Origin of the sequence: Marinoscillum sp. 108, assembly GCF_902506655.1 — a bacterium.
GTDB classification, from domain to species: Bacteria; Bacteroidota; Bacteroidia; order Cytophagales; family Cyclobacteriaceae; genus Marinoscillum; species Marinoscillum luteum.
The window spans coordinates 2,895,142-2,919,831 of sequence record NZ_LR734808.1 but is presented as its reverse complement, the minus strand read 5'-3'; the positions used below and the strand labels follow the sequence as shown (position 1 = coordinate 2,919,831).

Below are 24,690 nucleotides of genomic sequence, written 5' to 3'. Positions count from 1 at the left end.
CAATGCCCAACATCAACTACTTCTCTGAAGATGTAGACTTCTCCCTTCAGCACGAGGAGAAAATAAGTCAATGGTTAGAGGACATTGCCTCGTCGCATGAATATCGAATAGAGACCATCAACTATATATTTTGCTCTGATGACTATCTACTAGACATTAACAAGACGTATCTGGAGCATGATTACTACACCGATATAATCACCTTTGACAACTCCAGCAACCATCACCTCATCGAATCGGATATCTTCATCAGCATTGATAGGGTAACGGACAATGCCAAAGAGATGGGCATCCCGTTTGAAGAAGAACTTCATCGTGTGCTGGCGCATGGCTTACTACACCTTGTTGGGTTCGACGACAAGGGAGACAATCATAAAATCTTAATGAGGCAAAAAGAAGATGCCTGCTTATCTTTGCTCAAAATATAGTTCCACGTGGAACACCTGAGACTCCTTGTGTGTTGATGATTGAATGTTTCACGTGAAACACTTACCAATATTATGTTTCCAGAATACGATGTAATTGTGGTTGGCGCTGGCCATGCCGGTTGCGAAGCTGCCGCCGCTGCCGCTAACTTAGGTTCCAAGGTGCTCTTAGCCACCATGAACATGAACACTATTGCCCAAATGTCTTGCAACCCTGCAATGGGTGGAGTGGCTAAGGGTCAGATTGTTCGTGAAATTGATGCGCTTGGTGGGTACTCTGGTATCATCACCGACAAGTCCATGATCCAATTTCGCATGCTCAATAAAAGCAAAGGGCCTGCGATGTGGAGTCCGAGGGCTCAATCAGATAGAATGCGCTTTGCAGAAGAGTGGAGAATGGCGCTGGAAAACACCCAAAATGTTGACTTTTGGCAAGAGATGATCTCCGGAATCCTCGTGAAAGACAACAGAGCAATAGGCGTTAGAACCAGTCTTGGAATAGAAATCAGGTCAAAAGCTGTGGTGCTCACCAACGGCACTTTCCTAAATGGACTCATTCATATAGGAGAAAAACAGTTCGGTGGTGGACGTGCAGGAGAGCGCAAAGCCACAGGTATTACCGAGCAACTCGTTTCCTTGGGCTTTGAATCTGGTCGTATGAAAACAGGAACACCGCCAAGAGTAGATGGCCGCAGCCTCGACTATAGCCGCATGGATGAACAAGAGGGTGATGAAGTGCCTGAAAAATTCTCCTATCTGGACAGTACACAACCACTCCAAAAGCAGAGAAGCTGCTACATCACGTACACCAATCCAGACGTGCATGCCTCCCTACAAACAGGTTTTGATAAATCACCTATGTTTAATGGACGCATCCAGGGACTGGGGCCCAGGTATTGCCCGTCTATAGAAGATAAAATCAATCGGTTTGCCGAACGTGACCGCCATCAAATATTCGTGGAGCCCGAAGGCTGGGATACCGTAGAAGTATATGTTAACGGGTTCTCGACCTCTTTACCAGAAGATGTACAATACAAAGCACTGAGACTCATTCCAGGTTTCGAGAACGCCAAAATGTTCAGACCTGGCTATGCCATTGAATACGACTTCTTCCCTCCTACACAGCTCTCACAAACCCTGGAAACCAAGCTGATCAGCAATCTCTTTTTTGCAGGTCAGATCAACGGAACCACAGGTTACGAAGAAGCCGCCTGTCAGGGATTGATGGCAGGTATCAATGCCCACCAGAAAGTCAAAGAAAAGGATCCCTTTATTCTCAGCAGATCACAGGCCTATATAGGAGTGCTCATTGATGACCTCATTAATAAAGGCACCAACGAGCCCTATCGTATGTTTACCTCCAGGGCCGAATACCGGCTGCTACTTAGACAAGACAATGCAGACCTTAGGCTCACTCCCTTGTCTCATCAACTTGGCCTGGCCAGTGACCATAGAAATCAGCTCACCGCCAACAAACTACAAGCGACCAAGCAGCTCATCAATAACCTTAAACAGAAGAAATTCAAGCCACTAGACATTAACCCAACACTTGCTGATCTGAACATGGCACCCATTAAGGACACTTCGTCCTTGTATCAGCTCCTGAAGCGACCGGATATTGAGCTAAGTACCTTCACCGCTTTCAACCAATCCACCAAAGAGTTTGTTGAAAGCCTCGATAAAGACATTGCCGAACAAGCATCTATTCAAATCAAGTATGAAACCTACATTATACGCGAACAGGAGAATGCCGAAAAGATGTCCTCATTGGATGAGAAAAAGATCAATCCTGATTTTGACTACTTAAAAATCAGCTCCCTCTCTTCTGAAGCAAGGGAGAAATTACTTAAAATAAAACCAACTACGCTTGGGCAAGCCTCACGCATCAGTGGAGTCTCCCCATCCGACGTATCAGTATTAATGGTTTACCTCACTAAATAATTATGTATCAAAAACTGGAGGAATGTCCCGCCTGCAAACATACCTTGCTGACCAACTATCTCATATGCGAAGATCACGCTGCGTCCAAAGAGAGTTTCGCACTGGTACAATGCAAGAAATGCAGTCTTGTCATCACCAACCCACGCCCGGATCAAGACCACATAGGCTCCTACTACCAGCACAGCGACTATATATCGCACACCAATAAAGCCAACAATCCAGTCAACTGGCTCTACAAACAAGTCAGGAAAATCACCCTTGCCCATAAGACCTCATTGATCAAATCACATAGTGATCAAAAAAGAATACTTGATTTTGGTTGTGGTACCGGCCTCTTCATTCAACATCTGCAGAAGGACGGTTTCATTGCTACAGGATTCGAACCCTCACCCCAGGCCAGAACCATCGCGGAAAACCTCACCGGTCTTCCCATTCTCGACAACCTCAAACAACTTGACAACAAAACATTTGACATCATTACTGCCTGGCACGTCATAGAGCATGTGCATGAACTCAGACTCACCCTCAAAGCATTACGCAAATCGCTCGTCGATGACGGGCTCTTGTTCATTGCACTACCCAATCATAAATCACATGATGCCCAACATTATGGAAGCCATTGGGCCGCTTATGATGTACCCAGACACCTATCTCATTTCAATCGGGTATCACTAGAGAAACTGGCAAAAGAATGCAAACTCAATCTTATCAAAACATACCCCATGAAGTTTGATGCCTACTACGTGAGTCTCTTAAGTGAGAAATATAAAACTGGTAAAACCAACTACCTCAAGGCATTCCAGGTTGGAATGAAATCGAATCAACAAGCCCGCAAAACATCAGAATATTCAAGCCTCATCTACGTTCTCACCAAATGAAACAGCTGCTATCCGTATTCCTTATCATCATTATCCTGGACCTGTTTCTACACAGTTGTGCGAATCCGATAACTCCCACCGGTGGTCCCAAAGACACCATCCCTCCTTCTTTGATCTCGTCATTGCCTCTTGACCAGTCCTTACGGTTCAAAGAACAGTCCATAGAAATGACATTTGACGAATTCATCAATGCAGATAAACTGAAACAAAATCTTGTCATCACGCCCATTACGGAAGTGAAATATAAAACCCTTGTCAAAAAACAAACGATCTGGATCAACTTCGAAGAGCCGTTCGAAGACAGTACCACCTATACACTCAACTTCTTCGATGGCATTACTGACATCACAGAAAGAAACCCTGCAGAAAATCTGGTCCTTGCTTTTAGTACCGGAGATTACATTGATTCCCTATCCATATTTGGTACAGTTGCGGATCTATTCACCGGTACCATCACGAAGAAAATCACTATTGGCCTTTATAAACTTTCAGATACACTAGACTTCAAATCTATTAAACCGACCTACTTCACTACCTCTACTGATGAGGGCACCTTCAAAATACAAAACATCAAAGCGAATCCATACAGGCTCATGTCCTTTGAAGATGCCAATAAGAACCTTCTATTTGATCCTGCCTCCGAACAATATGGCTTTCTAAGTGACACCCTTCGTCTTACTGAAACCAGTGCAGACAGTCTTCACATTCCCATGGTCAACATTAATGCCGCTAACCTCAAACTCATCTCCGCCAGACCATCGGGTAGATACTTCGAAATCAGATATACCAAACCTATCAACCACTATACCCTATCTACAGCAGACTCCACCTACCTCCCAAGCACTATTGTTGGTGAAAAAGAAACCATAAGAGTTTATAAAACCGAAACAGTAATAGACAGTGTGCAAACGTTCATCTCAGTTACAGATAGTTTAAAAAATGAACGTACGGATACGGTATATGTAAAATTCAGAGAATCAACCAGAAAAGCCGATGAATACAAGGTCACACTTAGCCCCAAATCCAACACCTCTGTATTCCCTCACCAGCGATACACCATAGAATTCAACAAGCCCAGCAAGCTTATAAAGGACAATTTCCTATCTATTCCCATAGACACCATCACCACGCTGGATTTCAAGCCCCAGAAAGTTCAATTCAACCATAACTTCACATCCCTCACATTCAGTCTTGATTTAACCGCTGCGCATTTCAGAGACAGTCTCACACACTATCTTACTAACCACCCGCTGGACAGTACCGCACTGGACTCTGTACAAGCATCCATCAATCAAAAATTAGCATCACTAAGTAAAGATCAGTTCACCCTCTCTATCACCCCACAATCGTTTGTCTCCTGTGAACAAGACACATCCGTGAACATCACGCAGAACTACAAATTTGGAAAAAACGAAAACGTTGGAATCATACGTGTTAAGCTCGCCACCACTGCACCCTCATATTTCGTCCAGATCATCAATAAACAAACTCCAGTCAAAAGTATCCGCTCGTGCACCGAGTGTGTATTTACAGAAATACCACCAGGTAATTACTGGGTAAGAGTATTGGTTGATTCGAACAACGATAGTCAATGGTCACCCGGAAACATACTTACTAACACCGAACCAGAGCCCGTTATCTACTTCAAAGAAGAGACCACACTGAGAGCCAATTGGGACATTGAACTCAATTATTCCTTCTGAATAACCAACAAATAATGTGGACAATTCTGTGTTTAACATTTAACCATTCACACTCATTCACACTCCTTTGGTCAAACACCAATAACTCCCTCAACTACCCTCACAAACCCACAGTTATCAACTCTTCTACCAACACCTGTCCATCATAATCTTTTCAACATCCAACTCATGGTACTTATCTACACATCTTCTATAACCTACTTATATTCAATCGTTTAATACATACACGCACTGTGGAAATCCAAGACCGTTTCTCCCACTTATGCACAAAAACGACTCTCCTAAATAAATCAACTTTTTTTCCCCACATTTCCACAGCCTTAATAATAGAAATAGTCTTTTATTTAAAACTTATATAATACTTATTAAGTACATAACTTAACGTGGATAACTGGTACGTCATCAAATGAAGAAACATACCCTCAAAACTTTTCTACTAATAATACTATTCATTCCGCAACTGAGCGTGCATGCCCAAAGTAGCGATGCGAAATTGGCCAATGAATATTTTCAGCAGGGCGAATTCGATAAGGCCAAATTGATGTATGAAGGCCTGGAAAAAACAAAACAGGCCATTCCGCTAATTCATGCGAATTATATGCAATTGATGCTCGATGCAAATGAATTGAAAGAAGCCGAGCGGTATTTGCAGCGAGTGCTCAAATTTTTCCCGTCCAATCTTCAGTATCAGGTCGATTTGGCTTTTTATTACCAGTATGCTGGTGAATTCGATAAAAAGGAGAAATTTCTGAATGAGCTAATCAAATCATATGCTGACAATCAGTATCAGCTGAGCACCATTGCTCAGAATCTGGCTTCACGCCAGCTTTATCGTGAGGCCATCTTTTTTTATGAAAAAGCAAGAGCGGCCAATGGCAGACCCTCTTCTTTCGCGCTGGATATGGCAGCCATACATCGCCTTACCAACAACAAGCCCGAGATGACCAGCGAATACATCAACTACGCTGAGGGCAACCCCGCGAATTTGACTTATGTGAAAAACCTATTTCAGAATATTCTCACAGAAGAAGAGGATCAGGATTTTCTTGAGCAAACGCTCATTCAAAAAACGCAGCGAAATCCTAATGAGACACTTTATTCGGATCTCCTTATTTGGCTACTTCTTCAGAGAAAAGATTTCTATTCGGCATTTATTCAGGGACGCGCCCTGGACAAGCGAAACCAACAACCCGGAAACGAATGCATGCGGATTGCCCAGATTGCTTATGACAATAAATCATGGCAGGATGCTATCGACATTTATCAGTATGTGATTAATACCTATCCCAATTCATATAACTATCCGCCGGCCCGTCGCTTGTTGATCAGGTCTAAGGAAAACAAAGTAAAAAACGAATTTCCTGTGGATAGACTAGCCATTAGAAATCTGGCGGACGAATATGCAAAACTTTATGAAGAAATGGGCCCTAATCCGACTACCTTGGAGGCCTTACGAAATAAAGCCCTGCTTCATGCTTTCTATCTCAATGAATTACCTCAGGCCATCACCCTTTTGAATGCCATCATCCACAATAATCGCAGCCCGGCTTCACTCATTTCCGAATCGAAACTGGATCTCGGAGATATTTATCTTCTCACGGATCAGCCCTGGGAATCCACCCTGCTCTACTCTCAGGTGGAGAAGGCCCATAAAGAATCTCCATTGGCATATGAAGCGAAACTGAGGAATGCACGCCTGAATTATTTCACAGGAAATTTCTCACTGGCCAAAAGCCATCTGGATATTTTGAAACTGGCCACTACACGTACCATTGCCAATGACGCCATTGCCTTGAGTCTTCTGATTTCTGATAACACCGTCTTTGATACCACCGATCAGGTGATGAAAGATTTTGCATCTGTGGAGCTGATGATTTTCATGAATAAATCTGAGCAGGCAAAAGCAAAATTGAATGAAATTTTGGAGCAGCATCCCGGTCACAGTATTACCGATGAGATCTACTGGCTCCAGGCCAGACTCGAACTGGAGGCCGGAGATTATATGGCAGCTATTCTCCACCTGGATAAAATCATCACGCAATACAGCTATGATATTTTAAGCGATGATGCTTTTTTTCGGAAGGCAACCATCCTGCACGATCATCTTCACAAGGATCAGGAAGCCATGTCCATTTATCAGGAATTTCTGAAAAAATACCCAGGTAGCCGACATGCCGCTGAGGCAAGAACGCGCATAAGAAAACTTCGCGGTGATTTAGCCAATTAAATAAGGACCAGGCGCGGAGTGGGCTCCATTAAGCTTGGATCAGGAGCAAAGTGCTTATTGAAAAAGCCATCCAGTTCATCTCTGGTTTCCGGAGAAAGTAATTCGGAAATTTGATCCAGCACCTGACCGGAAATCATATATGGTGGCATTTGTAAATTGACCTTATTACCGCGACAATAAGCAAAAATCTGAAACTCTTCACATTCAGCTACAGGACGATTGCTCACCAGGCAATGCTCCGTATACGAATCGGGATCAGCTGCAGGTTCCCTCATGGTCATATTTTGGTGCAGATGATCCTGCATAAATTCCTGAATCTTGCGCATTGACTCTGCCGATAGACCTTTTTGTATTTCCATCGCGCAATCCATACAGATGGCATAATCAAAAATGACATCACTTGCCTTGTAGTCCGGATAGTTGCGGATGGCTTTTTCTATCACATAGTCGCAAGACTCATCAAGAAGAAATCGGTCGCACTCCACACAATGCTGAAATGGGCCTTCTTCTTTGAATGAATAAAATGAGCTGGGAATATTAACTAGGTGCTTGTTCTCCTGATCCATGTAATCAAATCTAAATATTGCGGCATCACAATCCTAAAAATAGTATGCATGCATAACATATTTTAGCTATCTTTGGTTATTACCCTTACGAGAATGAAAAGAGAAGATACCGTAGATTATAATATAAAAGTGGCCTGGCATGCGATTTCCAGGATGTACAACCAATACGGAGCCCCTTTTGATGTTACTGCATCTACAGGATTCGTCTTGCTCAATATAGATGTGGAACTCGGAACACCTGCCACGAAAATAGCGCCGCTTATGGGGCTCGAAGCACGCTCGCTCACAAGGATGCTCAAAACCATGGAAGAAAAGAAGTGGATCTATCGCGAACAGGATCCAAACGACGGTCGCTCAGTCAGGATTTTTCTGACGGATCTTGGCAAGGAAAAAAGAGAGTTTTCGAGAAAAGCGGTAAAAGAATTTAATACAAAACTGAGAGAACTGGTACCTGAGCAGGATATCCGCACGTTCATAGAAGTGACCCGCTCAGTCACCCAGCTCATAGACGACAAAAACCTATTTGATAAACTAGCAGAAGCCTTCATTTATGAAACGAACCATTAAGAAAGCAGTAGTATTGGGCTCGGGAATTATGGGATCCCGCATTGCCTGCCATTTTGCCAACATCGGTCTGGAAGTTTTACTTTTGGATATTGCCCCAAAGGAACTTACAGATCAGGAAAAAGCAAAAGGACTTACGCTTGATTCACCCCACGTAAAGAACCGTATCGTCAATACATCTTTACAAACAGCCATCAGCTCAAAGCCTTCACCCCTTTACCATCAGGAGAAAGCGAGCCTTATCACCACCGGAAATTTTGATGACGATTTATCGAAAATCAAAGATTACGACTGGGTGCTTGAAGCCGTGGTGGAAAACCTCGAAATCAAGAAATCTCTGTTTGAAAAAGTAGAGCTGTACAGAAAGCCAGGGACTTTGATTTCTTCCAATACCTCGGGTATTCCTATCAACTTTATGCTGGAAGGGCGAAGTGAAGATTTTCAGAAACACTTCTGTGGAACACACTTTTTCAACCCGCCAAGATATCTCAAGCTGCTTGAGATCATACCCACCAAGAAAACAGATCCGAAAATCGTTGATTTCTTTTTGCACTATGGGGATCTTTTCCTCGGCAAGGAGACGGTACTGTGTAAGGATACTCCAGCATTCATAGCTAACAGAATCGGGATTTATGCCATCATGTCGGGTATGCATACCATACAGAAAATGGGCCTGACTGTAAATGAAGTAGATAAACTCACTGGACCAGTCATCGGTCGGGCCAAGTCGGCCACTTTCAGAACCATGGATGTGGTAGGTCTCGATACGGCCGTGAAAGTTGCCGCAGGATTGTATGAGGGCCTGCCTCATGATGAATCCAGAGAAATGTTCAAACTGCCCAAGATTGTACAGGAACTTTACGATCGAAAATGGTGGGGAGATAAAACGAAACAAGGCTACTATAAGAAAGTAGTAGAGAATGGGAACAAAGAAATTCTGGAACTGAACCTGGAGACTTTTGAATACGAGCAGAAGGCCAAGGTGAAACTAGACGTACTGGATAAAACTAAAAACGAGGAAGACCTCAAGAAAAGACTCAAAATTGTCATCAATGAGGAAGGCCGAGAAGGAGATTTCTACAGAGCCACGTTCTTCGATCTTTTCAGGTATTGTACCGTGCGCATACCCGAGGTTGCAGATGAGCTTTATCGTATTGATCAGGCTGTAGCTGCAGGGTTTGGTTGGGAGCTCGGTCCGTTTGAGTCATGGGATGCCATGGGTCTGAAAGATTGTGTGGATCAGATGAAAAAAAAGAATCTGGCACCTGCTCCCTGGGTAGATGAGTTGCTGGCTGCCGGCCATCAGTCTTTCTACAAGTATGAAAATGGTAAGAAGCATTATTATGACATTCCTTCGAAATCTTATAAAGTAGTTCCGGGTACCGAAGGCTTTATTTATTTGGATGCCTTCAAAGAAAATAACGTCGTTTGGGAAAATGACGGTGCTACTATTTACGACATAGGAGATGGTGTGCTGAATGTGGAATTTCACACCAAAATGAATTCTATTGGTGCGGAAGTCATCGAAGGAATCAACACGGCGATTACCATGGCGGAAAAAGATTTTCGTGGAGTCGTAGTAGGCAATGAGGGCCAGAATTTTTCTGCCGGAGCCAACCTCGCTATGTTGTTCATGTTTGCGGTAGATCAGGAATTTGATGAGATCGACATGATGATTCGTCAGTTTCAGAACACCATGACCCGGGCCAGGTTCTCCACCGTTCCTGTGGTGTCAGCTACTTCCGGTCTGGCGCTGGGCGGAGGTTGTGAGCTTTCGCTTCATTGTGATGCCATTCAGGCCCACGCGGAAACCTATATTGGTTTGGTGGAAGTGGGTGTTGGCTTGATTCCAGGCGGAGGTGGTACCAAGGAGTTGACTCTCCGGGCTTCGGACAAGTTCATGCCTAATGACCCAGAGTTGAACATTTTGCAGGAGTACTTTATGAATATCGCAACCGCCAAGGTGGCTACTTCAGCGCATGAGGCCAGAGCGATGGACATATTGACTGCTGCAGATCGGATTACCCTTAACAGAGCGAGGTTGTTGGCTGATGCCAAAGAGCGAGTACTCGAACTGGCCGATGCGGGCTATACCCAGCCCAAAGAACGAACCGATATCAAAGTTCACGGACGTACCAGCATGGCTATGTTTGAGGCCGGCATCACAGGCATGAAGTATGGAGCTTATATTTCCGAACACGATGCAAAAATTGCGAAAAAACTGGCTTGGGTGATGAGCGGCGGGGACCTTTCGGCGCCTACGCTTGTTTCAGAGAAGTATCTGCTTGATCTGGAGCGTGAAGCATTTCTGAGTTTGTGTGGGGAGCAAAAGACGTTGGAGCGCATTCAGAGTATTTTGTTCAAAGGAAAACCACTTCGCAATTAGAAAACACAACATTATTCAAGACCAAAAACACTAATAAAATGGATGCATATATAGTAGCAGGATATAGATCAGCCGTAGGACGAGCCAAAAAAGGAGGCTTCAGATTTTACAGACCCGATGATCTGGCGGCTGATGTGATCAAACATCTGGTGAATTCGATTGAAGGATTTGATCCTAAAAGGGTAGATGACCTGATTGTGGGCAATGCCATCCCGGAAGCGGAGCAAGGCATGCAGATGGGAAGGATGATTTCTCTGTTGTCACTTCCGGTGGAAGTGCCCGGTATGATCATTAACCGATATTGTGGATCAGGGCTGGAAGCCATTCATCTGGCTTGCGCCAGGGTACACTCAGGTACAGCCGATTGTATTATTGCTGGAGGTACAGAGTCCATGTCTTTGGTGCCCATGCTGGGGTACAAGACCGCTCTCAACTGGAAAATTGCTGAAAACAACCCTGAGTATTATCTGAGTATGGGCCTCACAGCTGAGGAAGTGGCCATAGATTATAATATCTCGAGGGATGATGCCAACGAGTTTGCCATGAAGTCGCATCAGAACGCTGCGAAGGCCATCGCTGACGGAAAGTTCAAGGATGAAATTGTTCCGGTAACTGTGGAAGAAATATACCTGGAAGGAGACAAACGAAAGAAAAGATCCTATGTGGTGGACACCGATGAGTGCGTCCGGGCCGATACCAACATGGATTCGCTCAACGGCTTACGGCCGGCATTTAAACAAGGAGGTCAGGTCACAGCAGGAAACTCTTCGCCTACCTCGGATGGAGCTGCTTTTGTCATGGTCATGTCAGAAAAGATGGTGAGGGAATATAACCTTCAGCCAATTGCAAGAATGGTGAGCTATGCTGCGGCAGGAGTTAACCCACGTATCATGGGCATAGGCCCTGTGGCTGCTGTGCCGAAAGCACTGAAGCAGGCTGGTTTGAAACAGAACGACCTGGATCTGATAGAACTCAACGAAGCATTTGCCGCTCAATCATTAGCGGTGATCCGTGGCCTGGACCTGAATACGGATATTCTGAACGTCAATGGAGGCGCCATAGCATTGGGGCACCCATTAGGATGTACCGGAGCCAAACTATCCATTACTCTATTCAATGAGATGAAAAGACGACAAGGAAAATATGGAATGGTAACGGCCTGTGTGGGAGGTGGCCAGGGAGTCGCTGGTATTTATGAATACCTCAATTAATTGATCACAAAAAAGGGTAGCTGTTTGGCTACCCTTTTTTGTGATATTTTCTTTTGATTTTCTGTATTTCGGATTTGAGTTTCACATTGGCATGAACCTGACTATACAGGTCCATCACCGCCTCCAGCGGGTAGCCTAGTTTCTTGGCCATGTTCATACAGTAGCTAATTTCCTCGTCAAATATCTTTCCGTCCACTTTCATCAGATGAACCAAATTGTAGAGCGTATCGAAAGATTCATCTTCGCTGAGTTTACTGAAGTCAATTTTTTCCAGCGGATGATCAAAATACTCCTGTAGTTCCTCTTCGGACAAACCATGTGCCATGCCAATTCTGGAGATCAACTCTTTTTCTGTGTCATCAATATCTCCGTCCATGGAGGCCAGGTGGATCAATATTGAAATTTGACTCTTATCCTTTTGTTTACTCATTGACCTAAAATAAGAAAGTCTCTCATTATGTGAACCACAAACAAGAGACTTTTCAGTAATCCTCTTCAGATTACGTTTGACCTGCAACAAGGAAAAGACTTTGGTAAGGCTTCCTTATGACTAAGCTTAAGTAACGGTGAAAGTGGAAATGGTTGGAACGCGGAGGAAAATTTTTCAAAAAATAAAAGAAAGAGAGAAAGCTAAAGACCTGAAGAGGTTTGGCATACCAACAGATTAAGCGAAATATCTAGAGCCTCTCTCTTTCTTTCAACCATCAACCTATTGCAGACGAAACTGCGGCACTAAAGTATTTCATTTAACAATAGCAAAATTGGCCAAAATGGAACTGGAGATTCAGAAAGGGCCTTTCAGGACAATGAAAGAGGTTTTTGCCGAGAACAACCTATAGAAAAGGTGTAAAAAAATACCCAAAAAGTGGTAGGTGTTAAAAGCTTACAATTTGCTGTTGGATAGCAAATTTTACCAGCCCGACGGCATTCTTTGCTTCTGTTTTACGCATGAGATTTTTGCGATGCGTGTGGATGGTTTGTTCGCTAATGAATAGTCGATCACCAATTTCTTTCATAGTCAGTTCCTGGCAAATGAGTTCGAGAATTTCTACCTCACGCTTGGTCAGCTGGCTTTTTTCATTGAACAAGGGCTTGTTGATGGCTCCTTTTTGCACTTTTTGGTGGAGTGCTCGGGCTACAAGCTGGTTGTAATAGAAATCATTATTCATGACTGAGCTGATTGCCTTCTGCACTTCTTCCGGTTCTGCGCTTTTGAGGAGGTAGCTATGTACCCCGATCTCGATCAAATCAGAAATCAATTTGAGAGAATCGTGCATGGAAATCATGATGATGTGGGTGTCCGGAAACTTGGTCACCACTTTTTTAGCAGTTTCCCAACCATCGAGCACAGGCATTTCCAGATCCAAAAGAAGGATATCAAATTTCTCAATGGCTAGCAAATCCAATGCTTTTTGACCATTTTCTACATCCTTTACAGAGGTGATCCCCGGGAAAGTTTTGACCATCATGGACATACCTTTTCTAAATAAGGTATGGTCATCTGCCATCAAAATGCTGATTGATTGTTGTTCCATTCTATTCACCGATCTCCCAAATTTAGCTAATAACTTATGGAAACTGAAAACCGTATGAAAATGGATTATAAAGTTGCTTCTAAGGTGCCCAAAGCCCATTATGGGATATGTTTTAGAAATAGGGAACCTTAGAGAAGGGGTATGCTCAGACCAAAATGAGGAAAAAGGCTCATGAAAAGTGACAATATCAACGATGGATACACTAACAGGAGATATGACGTACTTTGACGAGCGGCAGGACCATGTAGAGACAAGCAAAAGACAACTCGCTTGCCAGGGTAGGGAGCGTTCATGCCGTTTTGGACCAAATTGACTTTTGCTACCACAGGAATGGTGCATGAAAACCGCGAATAGTTTGTGCAAACGCATCTTCATCTAGGGTGATTAATTTATATTTTGGTTTAGTTTTGCGTATCTTTTCAAGTCATATTCAATACCGACACTCCAAATGAGTAAATTCCCGCTTAAAACCAGGTTAAACTACAAGTTTGACAACTATTTATCGAAAGGCACGGCGGCCATGATCTATGGCTTGGGGATATTGTCATTGATCATCATCATCGTTTTTGGAGTGCTCCTCTTGATGTTCGGTCTACACCCCGATCACGATAAAGACTTTACTATTTTTGAATCATTGTGGGTGAACCTCACACACGTTTTAGATCCTGGTGTATTGGGCAATCATGAGGACAACTGGCCCTTCAGGGTGTTCATGCTGTTCACAACATTTCTTGGTCTGGTGATCATCTCCACTTTGATAGGTTTGGTTTCCAATGGTATCCTCACCAAGATGGATGAGCTGAGAAAGGGCCGCTCTTTTGTGATAGAAAAAGATCACGTGCTCATTTTGGGATGGTCATCGAAAATATTTACAATCATTTCAGAGATTGTCATTGCCAATGAAAACCAGCGCCGTGGGGTCATTGTGATTCTGGCCGATATGGACAAGGTGCTCATGGAGGACGAGATCCGGGACAAAGTGGGCAGTACAGCCAATACGGTCGTAATCTGTAGAACAGGGAATCCGATCGATGTTCATGATTTGTATATAGCCAACCCTTTTGATACCAAGTCAATCATTATACTGGATAAGGATAACGAGAATTCGGATTCCCAAATCATTAAAACCATTGTGGCAATTGTCACCAACCCCGAGCGGAGAGAGGCCCCATATCACATCACTGCGGAGATGGAGGATAAGAAAAACTTTGAAGTGGCCAAGATGGTGGGTAAAGATGAGGTGGAGCTCATTTTGTCGGATGAGATTATTTCCAGGATCATGGTGCAGACTTCTCGTCAGTCTGGATTGAGTGTGGTCTACATTGAACTGATGGATTTTGGTGGGGATGAAATTTACTTCATGGAAGAAGAGTCACTGATCGGTAAAACCTTTCGGGAGATTCTTTTTGCTTATGAAGACTCAGCAATCATGGGGATTCAGTATGCCGATGGCTCGGTGGAAATCAACCCTACGATGGATACCATCTTTAGAGAAGGAGACAGTGTGATCGGTATTACAGAAGATGACGACACCTTGGTTCCGAACTCCCCTGAGTTTATCGAATTGCTTGAGGACAAGATTGTCTACACAGAGCCGGAAGTAAAAGACGAAGAAAAAATATTGATTTTGGGCTGGAACAACAGAGCGAGACACATCATCCGCGAACTTGACTATTATGTTCCTCCAGGATCCCATGTAAAGGTGATGTCCAAGTTTGATGATGCGGCCAAGGCGATCAATAAGCTTTCGAATCTAGTTGAAAACATTCACCTCAGCTTTGAAGTGACTGACACTACCGACAGAGAAACCCTCCAGAACATGGATTTGGGTCAGTATGATTACATCATGCTGCTCTGTTACCAGAATTATTTCCCGATACAGGAGGCCGATGCACAGACCCTGATCACCCTGCTTCACCTGAGAAACTTCACCGAGAAAAACGGACAGAAATACAAGATCGTGTCTGAGATGCTCGATATCCGAAACCGACAATTGGCGGACATCACGAGTGCTGATGACTTCATCGTAAGCGATAAACTGATCAGCTTGCTAATGAGTCAGGTTTCAGAAAATAAGTTTTTGATGAGAGTATTTGAAGACCTCTTTGATGCGGACGGATCAGAAATTTATATCAAACCAGCCAAAGAGTATGTAAAGGTGGGCGAGCCCATGAACTTCTATACCATCCTGGAATCTGCAGCTCGAAAAAATGAAGTGGCCATTGGCTATCGTGTGATCAAGGAAGCCAAAGAAGCCAACAAAGGATACGGCGTATATGTGAATCCACGCAAGTCAGATATGTTTACACTTACCGATAAGGATATGGTGATTGTTCTTTCTGAGGATTAAAAGACCGATTATTTCTGTCCGCTGAGTGCCTCCCTAATTTGCTTCATAGCCTTTCTCCTGTACATTCTGGTGCTATGACTCATTTTAGGAATTTTTTCCAGGTAGTTGAGCACCGCACTTTTTTGATTTCCGTTGAGTCCCTTCATTTTTGAAATGATCTCCGTTTCAAGTTCTGTATGATACATGATTTTGGTGGTTTGTTTATCTCCCTAATATAACGTGGAGATGTTATCGAGTGTTTAGATCAGCATCATGATATCATTATGATCCGAGAGTTTCCGTTACCCAAGTTTGATGACTGGCTCTATGTTTTTCTGTAAAAAACTTCTATCTTGAATAATCAATTTTCCCAAAAAACACCCGCAAATAATATGGCCAATCATTCGAAAAAAGTTGATGAGTTCATCCAGAGAATAAGTCAGCGTAATCCACATGAAAAGGAATTTATTCAAGCAGTAAAAGAAGTTGCAGAAACCATAGTCCCGTTCATAGAGGATAACCCAAAATATAAGCAGACCAATGTATTGGAAACCATGTGTGAGCCTGAGCGTGTGGTCATGTTCAGGGTGCCCTGGGTAAACGATCAAAATCAGGTTCAAATCAACAGGGGCTATCGAGTACAAATGAACTCGGCCATTGGTCCATACAAAGGGGGCTTGAGATTCCACCCTTCCGTTAACTTATCGATATTGAAGTTTTTGGCTTTCGAACAGGTATTCAAAAACAGCCTCACCACTTTACCACTAGGAGGTGGAAAGGGAGGGAGTGATTTTGACCCCAAAGGCAAATCAAACGGAGAGGTCATGAGGTTTTGTCAAAGTTTTATGACCGAACTATCGAAACATATTGGAGGCTTTACGGACATCCCTGCAGGAGACATTGGCGTGGGTGGTCGTGAAATTGGCTTTTTGTTCGGCCAGTACAAGCGACTCAGAAATGAGTTTACGGGAGTGCTCACGGGAAAAGGTCTTCAGTATGGCGGTAGCCTGATTCGTACCGAAGCCACCGGATATGGTGTGGTTTACTTTAGCAAAGAAGTTTTGGAAAGTCACGGAAATAGTCTTGAAGGTAAAGTTTGTGCGGTGTCCGGAAGTGGGAATGTAGCCCAATATACCATTGAGAAATTATTAGAACTCGGTGCAAAGCCGGTTACGGTCTCCGATTCGGGAGGGTGTATCTACGACAAAGACGGTTTCAATGAGGAGAAGCTTGCATTCATCAAAGAGCTCAAAAATGAAAAAAGGGGCAGGATTAGTGAATACGCAGATCAATTCAAGGGGTCCGAGTTTCACGCCGATGTGACACCATGGAACTTTAAGGTAGATTTGGCGTATCCTTGTGCCACCCAAAACGAGCTTCCGCTGGAAGACGCCCAGTTGTTGGTGAAAAATGGATGTATTGGTGTTTTTGAGGGAGCCAATATGCCCACTACTGATGAGGCGCTGACTTTCATCAGAGAGAAGAAGATTTTCTTCAGCCCAGGCAAAGCATCAAATGCCGGAGGAGTAGCGACATCCGGTCTGGAAATGTCTCAAAATTCACAACGCTTGTATTGGACACGAGATGAAGTAGACTATCGCCTCAAAATGATCATGAAGAGCATCCACAATAACTGTGAAGAATACGGTCGTGAGAGCAAGGACTATGTGGACTATGTGAAGGGGGCCAACATTGCAGGCTTCGTGAAGGTGGCTGATGCCATGATTGCTCAGGGGGTGGTTTAAAGTTTGAATGAATGTTGGTTTAAACCTATGAGTCCGGTTATCTTTACACAAAAAAATAGCGCGTTATGGCCATGTTAGTTTTTATTCTTGTGTTGTTTGTTTTGGCGATCATTTGCCCGACTATCTTACCGAATAGAAAAGTAAGCAAGCACGCAAAGGACGACGTATAATTTCCCCTATTAAGGTTTTGAGAAGTGTGGGAGTTTAGGCTGAGTGTACCTATCAGCCTGAACGGATGCTCTGGGCATATCTCTTATGGCACCAGATGTTTGCATCAGGAAGGGCACCAAGTCAAAAACCAAAGGGTTTCCACACCAGGCGCACTTAACAAGATAATCAGTCTTTCTTCTGACTTTCCTTTCTCATATCTACAAGAGAAAGAGCTGCCCCAAAGGCAACAAGAAAAATAACGATATTCACGAATAGATTTACACCGTCGGTTACTGCAGGGTTAGTAATGTCCATGATTGTAATTTTTATTATGCGAATATAGAAAACGGTCAAGCCAAAATGAAAGAGGAGGTCATATTATTCCAATCCATTTCCGCACTTGATTCAGTGTTGAAGGACCGTAAAATCATTCAAATAAGCTACAACGAGCAAAAGTATGCTTTGACCAGGTTCGGCACCAGGGTATTTGTGTTTGAACCGAAGTGTCCGCACTTTGATTATCCATTGGTGGAAGCCAGCGTAAATGGGGCATGCAGAGTGGTGTGTCCGTGGCATGGCTATCAGTTTGACCTTAGTACAGGACAGGAATTAATAGACCGCTGCCGTCCGCTTTCCGTGCAGGAGGCCACCTGGAACGCTGATGGTCAACTCGTGACCCAGCTCTAAGAAAGACTGAAATGTCTGACGATGGAAACCAACCAATCTGCAATGGCCTGTGCATATTCATTACCAGCACCCCGACCTACAACATATAGGACAAACAGAAAATACAGAGCAAGAAGCAGGCTTGCCTTAAATCGACCTATATATCCTCCCCAGACGAATATAATGAGCACAACGGCCGTTAGTAACCAAAGTAGAAACCGCAGTTCACCGCTCAGGTCTACCATCTCCTGAGACATGGCAATGGGGCCGTGTATCAAAGTGAAGACAAAAAGTGGGAACCCAAGTGCAAAACAGATATCGAAAATATTGCTACCCAGGGCATTGGAGATAGCGTCATCATATTGTCCCCTTTGGGCATCTTTGATAGAAATAATTGTATCAGGGAAACTGGATGCCGCTGATGCCAAAATCAACGCAACAAACATTACCGGAATACCTAACCCTTGAAACTCGCCCAAAAAGGGAACTGTGTAGGTGTCATCACCAATCCACTCACAGGCGAGAACCAAAAGATAGCAAACAGCAGCGATGCACACGGTGGCCGAAACGAGCAGAGACCAGGCATTCAGGTTGTTGATTTTCTTTCTCCCGATAAACACTCGGTGAAGATCCAGTGTGAACAACCCGACCAGGAAAGGCTTTTGTTTTGTCTGATCCATTTCAAAGTCCTCTTCACTGATGTGACTTTCTTCGAGCATTACCTCTCGCTCTTTTTTGTCCATAGACCAAAACATGTAGACGATGTAGACCACATATACGAGCATGAGCAACAAACCATGATACCAATCCAAAGAAGATCCACTGATCAGTATTATGAATAACAATTCTGCGATAAGCAAACTCAGACCATCTCTGAGCATTACTTTTTTGGAAGCTCGTACCTTATTGGTAAGCCCCATACCGATCACTGCCAGCACAGCGACCGCAGGAATGACCATGCTGTTGAAGATGGCAGAACCAGCAGTGGTACCGATCCCTCCTGAAAACCCTTCTTCATCCTGCATGATAAACAAGAAAAAGAATGAAGTGAAAACTTCCGGCATTGAGCTGGCAATGGCGTTGATAGTCGCACCCCTCACACCGTCAGACAGGTTACGGCCTATGTATTCTGATGCAGTCATAAAGCCATCTCCCGCACGCCATATAACTGCGCAACAAATGGCTATAAGAATTAAAGGTATGATGATGCCCATTTTTGACGGTTAACTTGATGGAAAATTGTAATATACAGCTGGAGGAGTGACTAATATAGTAATTTTATTTCTCCCACATGTGCCGTGCAGTGATTAATGACAAAGATATTGAATATGGATTCAAACACCCTTTTTGATCTGACGAGTGCCATTGCAGCGTGTGCATGGGCGCTAATGATTTTTACACCAAGGTGGAAATACACCCAGAGAGCGATTCAAACCATCGCAATACCTGGCGTGTTATCTGTTTTCTACTTAGGCATTGTTATCACTCATTTTTCCACAGGACTACCGGATTTCTCGTCCCTGAGGGAAATAAGGGTTCTTTTTTCCAATGACTACATGCTTTTGGCCGGGTGGATTCATTACTTAAGTTTTGATTTGGTCATTGGCTCATGGATTCTCACCAAGTCTCAGGCACAAGGATTTTCACATTGGTTAGTTGCCCCAGTTTTGCTCCTTACTTTCATGATGGGCCCTGTTGGGTTGTTGGCTTTTTTCATTCTTTATTATTTGAAAATCAGAGAATGGCCGTTGATAACAAATTGACCAATGGAGTCTTAATTTGCTGATGTTTAACTAATTTTCGTACGAATAATTTTAGGGATCAGATATGTACATCAACCTTTCAGGTCTAAATATATTAGTGACAGGCGCGAGTCGGGGTATAGGAAAGGCCGTGGCTACCAAGCTGGCAGAAGCAGGAGCCACCATTGCTATTCATTATAATAAAAACGTCCGTGAGGCAGAGAATCTCGCTCATATTTTGGGCAACGAGTCCAAGGCTTTTCAGGCGGATCTTTCCTTGCCAGATGAGGCCTCCAAGCTTTTCGACCGGATTGCCCTGGAGATGGGGAGCATAGAAATAGTTATCAATAACGCAGGAGTGGCCATTCCGGCACCCATCAATGCATCGGAGGAGGATTGGCAAAAGGCGTGGGATGACACCATGATGGTGAATCTCACTTCTCCGGCGGTCATTTGCAGAAAGGCGATCGACCATTTTCTGAAACGAAAATCTTCTGGGCGAATTATTAACATCAGTTCAAGAGCGGCCTTTCGTGGAGATCAGGCAGAGTATATGGCCTACGCAGCGTCCAAAGCCGGGTTGGTTTCCCTCACCAAGTCCATTGCCCGGGCATATGGCAAAGATGGGATCAAGGCATTTGTGATCGCCCCGGGTTTTGTGCGTACGGATATGGCGAAAGAATTTATGGATATGTATGGGGAAGAGCACACCAAAGGGGATGTTGCTCTGGAGCGATTGACAGAGCCTAAAGATCTGGCCCCGCTCATCACTTTTATTGCCAGCGGTATGGCTGACCATTCTACCGGGTCCACATTTGATATCAACGCCGGCAGCTATATGCATTGAGGTTGTCTTGAGTTGTGAGTTTTAATTTTTATATTTAAAACATAACGAGCCAACTTACTCAGCCATGGATAATTTTAAAAGCCACCTACAATCACTCATTCAGCTAGCCGTATCTGATCAAAACTTTAACGAGGATGAAAAGCAGCTGATTTATAGCATAGGAAAAGCCAATAAAGTAGAGGAATCAGAGATAGATGCTTTGATCCACGAAAACATCTCCAGAAAAGGAGAGGTTGATATCTCCTTCTCTGCATTATCCTTTGATGAAAAGTTCCAGTTTTTGTATAATATCATTCAGCTGATGAAGATAGACAGTAAGGTCTTCCTTAGCGAAATCAAATACTGTGAGGACTTGGCCCAAAGGCTTGGTTTTGATAAAAAAGTAGTCAAAAAATTGTCTTCACAGATCTATTCCAACCCTTCCATCACCGGAAACAGGGACAAACTGATTAAAGAAGCGCGTAAATTTGAATTATAGGAATCCTTGTTTCTAATCGTGCGTAAATCTATCTTTAAAGTTAATTGATAACTGACCTTACTTAATTATGAGTATACAATCCCAACTAAGTACACTTATTCAGCTTGCTAAAATTGATGGAGAGTTTGCAGGAGAGGAAAGAAGCTTGATAATGATGCTGGGTAAAGCAAATGGTGTTTCGGAAGCAGAAATACTGAACCTCGTGGAAAACCCCCAGCCCCTTCCCCCTTTGTCCACGATGACAGATGAGGATAGGTTCGAGTATCTATACAACATTGTCCAGTTGATGAAAATCGACAGTCAGGTATATTTGAGTGAAATCAAATACTGTGAAGAGTTGGCTGAAAAGCTGGGCTTCAAGAAGGGAGTAATCTCCAAGCTTAGTTCCAAAGTGTTTACAGACCCGAGCATTACCTCTAACAGAGAGGCCTTGAAAAGGGAAGTAATGAAATATTTGAATTAAATAATGAAAGGCCTTTAAGGCCTTTTTTGATTTCCGGCCACTACCATCCATGCAAACATTCGAATGGAGATCACTTCAAAAGACAGATCCGGATCATCTTCGTGCGGCCAGAGAACAGCTACATCAGGCCATTCAAAATGTGGCGGCTGTTGGTAGAAAATTCTCCCCGAAATCCAGGTATGATGAATATGCTGTCCTCACTTGGGTGCCTGGTCTTTCGCGGCTGGCTGGCCAGTGGGTGTCAGGGTCCGTAACCTTTAGAAGCTCCCTCAGTCTGGAATCATTTACTATTTATCTGGTGGATCAAAAGGTGAACGTGTTGGGTTCCTATCCTGTGGAAGGTCAGACCCAGCTACAAATGATGATCTGGTTGGAGGAGCAAATAGGTAAACTAGGCCTCAATGCCGCCAATCTCACGATGAACCTCCCTTATGAATTACCGGAATACCCCACTCAGTCAGGAGAGCCATTTCACATGCAATATCCGGCGGCTGCTTTGGAGTTGGCCAAGTACTACCACAACTCCTATGTTTCGTTGCGGGAAATAAAAGTAAGAATGGGGGTTGAGAACAATATTCAGGTATGGCCTCATCACTTTGACCAGGCACTGGAGGTGGTGCTAAAAAACTCAGGTGACCCGGAAACGGATACGCATATTCTGCTGGGGATGTCACCCGGCGATCATCTTTTTGGCAGCCCTTATTTTTACGTGAGCACCTGGCCATTTACCGATACCTCTCAGTGTGGCCGTCTAAGTAACAATGCCATTTGGGTGAGCGAAGAATGGACCGGGGCCGTGCTGTTTTCTAAACATCTTTTTGATGGAGATCAAAAAGCAATTCTGGACTTATTCTATGAAGAGGCTTCTGCTCAGTTAATTGAACTTTTGACGAAGTAGAGACCTCACGTTGATTTTGAAAACTTCCTGCAGCTGCGCTAAGAACTCATCTTCATTTAATATTTCACGCTCCTTCTGCTCTCCATAAAGGGATCGCTTTATTTTACGATCGGTCAATGTTATCCGCCCTTCACTGAAAAGCTGGGTGATCAGCTTTTGCTTGGTGAAGTGTGACTGATCAGATTCCTGATGAAAATTACAGCGGGGAAGGAACTCTATCATTTGGCGAGGTTGTAGTGTGAATACATAAATGGATTCATAGAGGCTGTTATCATTCGATTTTCTTAGCAGCCACTCGCCATCGGGGTTATGTTCAAACCTGAAATAGCGCGTATAGTCCAGCTGAACATTACCGGTCACCAGGCGCTTGGGTTCGGAAAAGAGCTCACCAAAACCAACATCACATAGAAAGTTACCTTCATCCAGGGAAACAAAGACCACCATATGATCAAACTCCGGAGAAATAGACCCGTCCTGAAAAACCCTGGCGGACCCCAGGAAGGCCCGGAATCCAAGACGAGCCAGTAGGTGATAGAGTAGCCCATTCAACTCATAGCAAAACCCCCCTCTGCGGTGGCGGATGATTTTGTCATAGATAGAATTGATGTCCAGAATGATCTTTCTCTGATAATGAATGTCCAGATTCTCAAAAGGGATTTGGAGGAGATGAGCCCGGTGTATTTTCTTAAGAAATGCCAGTGATGGCTCGTCTTTTTGCACCCCGATTCTTTTCAGATACAGATCAGTATCAATGGGTGGTACTTTTGGTCTGGTCTGAAAATAATTGAGGTCGGACATTACCTAAAGGCTTGATTGAGGTTGTAAATGAAGTTTTCAAGCCCCTGCTCCCAACTTACATCTGCATCCCACACTTTGCCGGGATGTATGTCTTTTACGATGGTTTGTTTGATGTAGTATTTTGTCACATTCGCGTTGATGGGAATCCTCTTGAGTGCGGGACGACTTTGAACATCAAAAGTGCTCGTCATGTAGTGTGTTTCAGTAGCGGTGGTCGGGTAGTTAAGTACTTTTTTCACGGAATGGCCAGTGCTGGACAATGGCATCAGAGCATATTGATACCCGGCTTTGTATAAGGCATCCTCATTGGTTTCGGTGACAATGTCGTATTTAAAGGGATATGCGGCCATGATAGCATCCAGGCGCTTGTTTTTCTCTTCTACTTGTTGGTTGTACGCAGCAATTTTCGAAGCTAACTCAGCATCTTCTACATTGTCTGCAGGCACTTTCTGAAAAGCGACTACCGCCAGCTTCAAGCTTTTGAGACGGCTGGGATAATTTTCGAGCCTTGTTCCTTCAAAAATGACCAGATCCTGAAGATATTCTGGCTGCTCAGGTATGAGTAGGTTACTGCGCTCAATTTTCTGTCGGAGAACCTGCCGCCCAAGCCTCACCATCACCTGGTTCAGCTCCGGGTCACTTTCTTTCCAGCCATTCTGGCCATTCTTAATATAATTTTCAGCACTAAAGCCTGTAATGACCATGGTGTAAGTCTCTTCCGGAAACTGACCTACCTGATTGATGATAATCAGATTCTTCACATTGCGCTTCTGAAACAGAGATAAATAGGCGCTATTCACTTCCGGGCCAGCATTCAGATCGTCCAGATATACATAGGCAATGGGATCCACTCCTATTTTTCGGAAAGTCTTATGTGCATTGGCAGCCAATTTTTTCCAGTCACCTCTTATTACAAAACCATCCTTCATTTGGGTAGGGATATCCAGGATCACCACAGATCGCTCGGAAGTGAGGTTTTCAGGCAGTTGATTAGAAATATTAATAATGCTTGCGCCGCCCACGTTGACCATTTCAGGTTGGGTGTAGGCCTGTTGGAAGAGAAAGAAAGAAATGAAAAGAATTATTCCCCGTTTGATTACCATATGCTGCTTATGAAATCTAAATTTATATATTAACC

At 43.8% G+C, this 24,690-nt stretch carries 24 protein-coding genes; 16 read left to right on the top strand and 8 right to left on the bottom strand.

Annotation, left to right across the window (positions count from 1 at the left end):
• Positions 1 to 2: 2 nt before the first annotated feature.
• The 5 genes from ybeY (at position 3) to GV030_RS11575 (ending at position 7,174) form a co-directional block, all read left to right on the top strand.
• Positions 3 to 428, top strand: a complete 426-nt coding sequence (ybeY, locus tag GV030_RS11595) for an rRNA maturation RNase YbeY (RefSeq protein ID WP_159582475.1) — start codon at positions 3 to 5, stop codon at positions 426 to 428.
• 72 nt (positions 429 to 500) lie between these two features.
• On the top strand, positions 501 to 2,366 hold the full coding sequence (gene mnmG, locus GV030_RS11590) for a tRNA uridine-5-carboxymethylaminomethyl(34) synthesis enzyme MnmG (protein ID WP_159582474.1): 1,866 nt from the start codon (positions 501 to 503) through the stop codon (positions 2,364 to 2,366).
• A gap of 2 nt (positions 2,367 to 2,368) precedes the next feature.
• Positions 2,369 to 3,244, top strand: a complete 876-nt coding sequence (locus GV030_RS11585; protein ID WP_159582473.1) for a class I SAM-dependent methyltransferase — start codon at positions 2,369 to 2,371, stop codon at positions 3,242 to 3,244.
• Positions 3,241 to 4,947, top strand: a complete 1,707-nt coding sequence (locus GV030_RS11580) for an Ig-like domain-containing protein (RefSeq protein ID WP_159582472.1) — start codon at positions 3,241 to 3,243, stop codon at positions 4,945 to 4,947. Before GV030_RS11585 ends, GV030_RS11580 begins: the two co-directional genes overlap by 4 nt.
• Before the next feature lie 406 nt (positions 4,948 to 5,353).
• Positions 5,354 to 7,174: a tetratricopeptide repeat protein gene (locus tag GV030_RS11575; protein ID WP_159582471.1), complete on the top strand. Its 1,821-nt coding sequence runs from the start codon at positions 5,354 to 5,356 to the stop codon at positions 7,172 to 7,174.
• Here the strand turns inward: GV030_RS11575 and GV030_RS11570 are convergent.
• Positions 7,171 to 7,740 (bottom strand): hypothetical protein, encoded by a 570-nt coding sequence (locus GV030_RS11570; protein ID WP_159582470.1) that lies wholly within the window; start codon positions 7,738 to 7,740, stop codon positions 7,171 to 7,173. The genes GV030_RS11575 and GV030_RS11570 overlap by 4 nt on opposite strands.
• Positions 7,741 to 7,833: 93 nt before the next feature.
• Here GV030_RS11570 and GV030_RS11565 point away from each other — a divergent pair, with 93 nt between their 5' ends.
• Genes GV030_RS11565 through GV030_RS11555 form a run of 3 tightly spaced genes read left to right on the top strand, consistent with a single transcriptional unit; the run spans position 7,834 to position 11,901 of the window.
• A complete protein-coding gene (locus tag GV030_RS11565) occupies positions 7,834 to 8,307 on the top strand; it encodes a MarR family winged helix-turn-helix transcriptional regulator (protein ID WP_159582469.1) in 474 nt (157 codons plus the stop codon).
• A complete protein-coding gene (locus GV030_RS11560; protein WP_159582468.1) occupies positions 8,291 to 10,690 on the top strand; it encodes a 3-hydroxyacyl-CoA dehydrogenase/enoyl-CoA hydratase family protein in 2,400 nt (799 codons plus the stop codon). Before GV030_RS11565 ends, GV030_RS11560 begins: the two co-directional genes overlap by 17 nt.
• A gap of 38 nt (positions 10,691 to 10,728) precedes the next feature.
• The gene (locus tag GV030_RS11555) at positions 10,729 to 11,901 is read left to right on the top strand and encodes an acetyl-CoA C-acyltransferase (protein ID WP_159582467.1); all 1,173 of its coding nucleotides are present in this window, start codon (positions 10,729 to 10,731) and stop codon (positions 11,899 to 11,901) included.
• 28 nt (positions 11,902 to 11,929) lie between these two features.
• Here the strand turns inward: GV030_RS11555 and GV030_RS11550 are convergent, their stop codons facing one another.
• Together GV030_RS11550 and GV030_RS11545 are read right to left on the bottom strand one after the other, a co-directional pair.
• Complete coding sequence (locus tag GV030_RS11550; RefSeq protein ID WP_159582466.1) at positions 11,930 to 12,331, bottom strand: TerB family tellurite resistance protein; 402 nt, start codon at positions 12,329 to 12,331, stop codon at positions 11,930 to 11,932.
• A 445-nt stretch (positions 12,332 to 12,776) separates the two neighbouring features.
• Positions 12,777 to 13,436: a response regulator transcription factor gene (locus GV030_RS11545; RefSeq protein ID WP_159582465.1), complete on the bottom strand. Its 660-nt coding sequence runs from the start codon at positions 13,434 to 13,436 to the stop codon at positions 12,777 to 12,779.
• Between the two features lie 448 nt (positions 13,437 to 13,884).
• Here GV030_RS11545 and GV030_RS11540 point away from each other — a divergent pair, with 448 nt between their 5' ends.
• Positions 13,885 to 15,786, top strand: a complete 1,902-nt coding sequence (locus tag GV030_RS11540) for an NAD-binding protein (RefSeq protein ID WP_159582464.1) — start codon at positions 13,885 to 13,887, stop codon at positions 15,784 to 15,786.
• Positions 15,787 to 15,794: 8 nt separating this feature from the next.
• Here the strand turns inward: GV030_RS11540 and GV030_RS11535 are convergent, their stop codons facing one another.
• The gene (locus GV030_RS11535; RefSeq protein WP_159582463.1) at positions 15,795 to 15,971 is read right to left on the bottom strand and encodes a hypothetical protein; all 177 of its coding nucleotides are present in this window, start codon (positions 15,969 to 15,971) and stop codon (positions 15,795 to 15,797) included.
• 186 nt (positions 15,972 to 16,157) lie between these two features.
• On the opposite strand from GV030_RS11535, the gene gdhA reads away from it, so the two are divergent.
• The gene (gene gdhA / locus GV030_RS11530) at positions 16,158 to 17,510 is read left to right on the top strand and encodes an NADP-specific glutamate dehydrogenase (protein WP_159582462.1); all 1,353 of its coding nucleotides are present in this window, start codon (positions 16,158 to 16,160) and stop codon (positions 17,508 to 17,510) included.
• 336 nt (positions 17,511 to 17,846) lie between these two features.
• On the opposite strand, the gene GV030_RS21610 is transcribed toward gdhA, so the two are convergent.
• On the bottom strand, positions 17,847 to 17,975 hold the full coding sequence (locus tag GV030_RS21610; protein ID WP_255465342.1) for a hypothetical protein: 129 nt from the start codon (positions 17,973 to 17,975) through the stop codon (positions 17,847 to 17,849).
• A 45-nt stretch (positions 17,976 to 18,020) separates the two neighbouring features.
• On the opposite strand from GV030_RS21610, the gene GV030_RS11525 reads away from it, so the two are divergent.
• On the top strand, positions 18,021 to 18,347 hold the full coding sequence (locus GV030_RS11525) for a Rieske 2Fe-2S domain-containing protein (RefSeq protein ID WP_159582461.1): 327 nt from the start codon (positions 18,021 to 18,023) through the stop codon (positions 18,345 to 18,347).
• Here GV030_RS11525 and GV030_RS11520 read toward each other — a convergent pair.
• Entirely contained in the window at positions 18,344 to 19,540 is a 1,197-nt protein-coding gene (locus tag GV030_RS11520; RefSeq protein WP_159582460.1) for a sodium:calcium antiporter, read from the bottom strand. The two genes, GV030_RS11525 and GV030_RS11520, sit on opposite strands and share 4 nt — an antisense overlap.
• Positions 19,541 to 19,636: 96 nt before the next feature.
• On the opposite strand from GV030_RS11520, the gene GV030_RS21705 reads away from it, so the two are divergent.
• The 5 genes from GV030_RS21705 (at position 19,637) to GV030_RS11495 (ending at position 22,754) form a co-directional block, all read left to right on the top strand.
• Positions 19,637 to 20,089, top strand: a complete 453-nt coding sequence (locus GV030_RS21705) for an ABA4-like family protein (RefSeq protein ID WP_370519068.1) — start codon at positions 19,637 to 19,639, stop codon at positions 20,087 to 20,089.
• Positions 20,090 to 20,153: 64 nt separating this feature from the next.
• Positions 20,154 to 20,915, top strand: a complete 762-nt coding sequence (locus GV030_RS11510) for an SDR family NAD(P)-dependent oxidoreductase (RefSeq protein WP_159582458.1) — start codon at positions 20,154 to 20,156, stop codon at positions 20,913 to 20,915.
• Between the two features lie 64 nt (positions 20,916 to 20,979).
• Complete coding sequence (locus tag GV030_RS11505) at positions 20,980 to 21,393, top strand: TerB family tellurite resistance protein (protein WP_159582457.1); 414 nt, start codon at positions 20,980 to 20,982, stop codon at positions 21,391 to 21,393.
• A 67-nt stretch (positions 21,394 to 21,460) separates the two neighbouring features.
• A complete protein-coding gene (locus tag GV030_RS11500; RefSeq protein ID WP_159582456.1) occupies positions 21,461 to 21,856 on the top strand; it encodes a TerB family tellurite resistance protein in 396 nt (131 codons plus the stop codon).
• A 49-nt stretch (positions 21,857 to 21,905) separates the two neighbouring features.
• Positions 21,906 to 22,754, top strand: coding sequence for a hypothetical protein (locus tag GV030_RS11495; protein ID WP_159582455.1), 849 nt, complete (start codon positions 21,906 to 21,908; stop codon positions 22,752 to 22,754).
• On the opposite strand, the gene GV030_RS11490 is transcribed toward GV030_RS11495, so the two are convergent.
• Positions 22,731 to 23,552, bottom strand: a complete 822-nt coding sequence (locus GV030_RS11490) for an arylamine N-acetyltransferase (RefSeq protein ID WP_159582454.1) — start codon at positions 23,550 to 23,552, stop codon at positions 22,731 to 22,733. The two genes, GV030_RS11495 and GV030_RS11490, sit on opposite strands and share 24 nt — an antisense overlap.
• Positions 23,552 to 24,655 carry a hypothetical protein gene (locus tag GV030_RS11485; protein WP_159582453.1) on the bottom strand — a complete coding sequence of 368 codons (1,104 nt, stop codon included), beginning with the start codon at positions 24,653 to 24,655 and terminating at the stop codon, positions 23,552 to 23,554. The genes GV030_RS11490 and GV030_RS11485 overlap by 1 nt, the downstream gene beginning before the upstream one ends.
• Between the last annotated feature and the right edge of the window lie 35 nt (positions 24,656 to 24,690).

Bases quoted from the DNA above. Each gene is read 5' to 3' on its own strand.
- GV030_RS11500 (WP_159582456.1), top strand. From the start codon at position 21,461: ATGAGTATACAATCCCAACTAAGTACACTTATTCAGCTTGCTAAAATT.
- GV030_RS11495 (WP_159582455.1), top strand. From the start codon at position 21,906: ATGCAAACATTCGAATGGAGATCACTTCAAAAGACAGATCCGGATCAT.
- GV030_RS11540 (WP_159582464.1), top strand. From the start codon at position 13,885: ATGAGTAAATTCCCGCTTAAAACCAGGTTAAACTACAAGTTTGACAAC.
- mnmG (WP_159582474.1), top strand. From the start codon at position 501: ATGTTTCCAGAATACGATGTAATTGTGGTTGGCGCTGGCCATGCCGGT.
- GV030_RS11485 (WP_159582453.1), bottom strand. From the start codon at position 24,655: ATGGTAATCAAACGGGGAATAATTCTTTTCATTTCTTTCTTTCTCTTC.
- GV030_RS11560 (WP_159582468.1), top strand. From the start codon at position 8,291: ATGAAACGAACCATTAAGAAAGCAGTAGTATTGGGCTCGGGAATTATG.
- GV030_RS11520 (WP_159582460.1), bottom strand. From the start codon at position 19,540: ATGGGCATCATCATACCTTTAATTCTTATAGCCATTTGTTGCGCAGTT.
- GV030_RS11565 (WP_159582469.1), top strand. From the start codon at position 7,834: ATGAAAAGAGAAGATACCGTAGATTATAATATAAAAGTGGCCTGGCAT.
- GV030_RS11525 (WP_159582461.1), top strand. From the start codon at position 18,021: ATGAAAGAGGAGGTCATATTATTCCAATCCATTTCCGCACTTGATTCA.
- GV030_RS11570 (WP_159582470.1), bottom strand. From the start codon at position 7,740: ATGGATCAGGAGAACAAGCACCTAGTTAATATTCCCAGCTCATTTTAT.
- GV030_RS11580 (WP_159582472.1), top strand. From the start codon at position 3,241: ATGAAACAGCTGCTATCCGTATTCCTTATCATCATTATCCTGGACCTG.
- GV030_RS11490 (WP_159582454.1), bottom strand. From the start codon at position 23,552: ATGTCCGACCTCAATTATTTTCAGACCAGACCAAAAGTACCACCCATT.
- GV030_RS11505 (WP_159582457.1), top strand. From the start codon at position 20,980: ATGGATAATTTTAAAAGCCACCTACAATCACTCATTCAGCTAGCCGTA.
- GV030_RS11585 (WP_159582473.1), top strand. From the start codon at position 2,369: ATGTATCAAAAACTGGAGGAATGTCCCGCCTGCAAACATACCTTGCTG.
- GV030_RS11545 (WP_159582465.1), bottom strand. From the start codon at position 13,436: ATGGAACAACAATCAATCAGCATTTTGATGGCAGATGACCATACCTTA.
- GV030_RS11575 (WP_159582471.1), top strand. From the start codon at position 5,354: ATGAAGAAACATACCCTCAAAACTTTTCTACTAATAATACTATTCATT.
- GV030_RS11535 (WP_159582463.1), bottom strand. From the start codon at position 15,971: ATGTATCATACAGAACTTGAAACGGAGATCATTTCAAAAATGAAGGGA.
- GV030_RS11555 (WP_159582467.1), top strand. From the start codon at position 10,729: ATGGATGCATATATAGTAGCAGGATATAGATCAGCCGTAGGACGAGCC.
- GV030_RS11550 (WP_159582466.1), bottom strand. From the start codon at position 12,331: ATGAGTAAACAAAAGGATAAGAGTCAAATTTCAATATTGATCCACCTG.
- gdhA (WP_159582462.1), top strand. From the start codon at position 16,158: ATGGCCAATCATTCGAAAAAAGTTGATGAGTTCATCCAGAGAATAAGT.
- GV030_RS21610 (WP_255465342.1), bottom strand. From the start codon at position 17,975: ATGGACATTACTAACCCTGCAGTAACCGACGGTGTAAATCTATTCGTG.
- GV030_RS21705 (WP_370519068.1), top strand. From the start codon at position 19,637: ATGACAAAGATATTGAATATGGATTCAAACACCCTTTTTGATCTGACG.
- GV030_RS11510 (WP_159582458.1), top strand. From the start codon at position 20,154: ATGTACATCAACCTTTCAGGTCTAAATATATTAGTGACAGGCGCGAGT.
- ybeY (WP_159582475.1), top strand. From the start codon at position 3: ATGCCCAACATCAACTACTTCTCTGAAGATGTAGACTTCTCCCTTCAG.